The organism is Micromonospora sp. DT41 (assembly GCF_049841715.1).
GTDB lineage: Bacteria > Actinomycetota > Actinomycetes > Mycobacteriales > Micromonosporaceae > Micromonospora > Micromonospora profundi.
The window spans coordinates 1-1,226 of record NZ_JBNCKU010000045.1 but is presented as its reverse complement, the minus strand read 5'-3'; the positions used below and the strand labels follow the sequence as shown (position 1 = coordinate 1,226).

General features: G+C 70.5%; 1 protein-coding gene. It reads left to right on the top strand.

Features of this window, described 5'->3' with window-relative positions; translation table 11 throughout:
- Positions 1-32 precede the first annotated feature (32 nt).
- Positions 33-1,226: DUF222 domain-containing protein (locus ACLQ23_RS31505; RefSeq protein ID WP_425881530.1), on the top strand; the 1,194-nt coding region annotated here is incomplete at its 3' end.

Genomic DNA, 1,226 nt, shown 5'->3' with positions numbered 1-1,226 from the left:
AAATTGTCGTACATGCGTTCTAAACTTTGGTTGTGATTGACGCGTTGGAGCAGGCCGAAGCCGCAGTGGCCGCCTGCTCTGACGCAGCTACCTGGGCTGTCTCGGAGCGCGATCTCATCGCGGCGTTGGACGCGGCGCATCGCCTTGAGCAACGGGTGGCGGCGCTCAAGCTGGCCCTCGTTCGGGAGGTGGACGGTCGCGGCACGGCCCGCCGCCACGGCGCGTCCTGCACGCCGGTGTGGCTGCGCGAGCGGCTACGACTCACCATCCCCGCCGCCCGCCGACTGGTCGAGCTGGCCACCACCCTCGACAACGGTCCTGCGGAGATCCGCCAGGCCCTCGCCGACGGCACGATCAGCGTGGAGCAGGCCCGCATCATCGGCGACACCGTCGCCACAGTCCACGCCGCCGCCGACACCCCCACGGCAGACAAAGCCGTCGACGTACTCATCGGATGGGCCGGACAGTTCGACCCCACGCTGTTGCGCAGGATGGGCGCCCGAATCCTTGATCATGTCGCGCCGGAGATAGCTGACGCTGCCGCCGAAGCAGCACTGAGAGCGCAGGAAGCACGGGCAGCCCGGGATCGACAGGTGACAGTCAGCGAACAGCCCGACGGGCGGCTGCGGCTGTCAGGCATCCTCGACGCCGAAGCAGCCGCCGTATTACGGGCCGCCATCGACCCCCTCACCGCGCCCGCCGGCCCCGACGACACCCGCAGCCCCGGGCAGCGCCGACACGACGCCCTCGCCGACATCTGCCGCCTCGCCCTGCGCACCGGCGAACTACCCGACAACGGCGGCGACCCCGCCCAGATCGTCGTCACCACCAGCTATGACACCCTGACCCGGCAGTTCGGTGTCGGCGCGCTCGACACCGGCCTGCACCTCACACCCGACACCGTGCGGCGGCTCGCCTGCGACGCCACCGTCCTACCCGCCGTCCTCAGCGGCACCAGCCAACCACTGGACGTCGGCCGGCAACGCCGCCTCATCACCGGCCCGCTACGCCGCGCACTGGTCCTGCGCGACCGCGGCTGCACCTTCCCCGGCTGCGACCGACCACCACGCTGGTGCAACGCCCACCACATCCGACACTGGGCCGACAGCGGCACCACCACCCTCACCAACGCCGTCCTCCTCTGCGGCCACCACCACCGACACCTCCACCACACCGACTGGACCGTACGACTCGCCGCCGACGGCCACCCCGAATTCATCCCACCC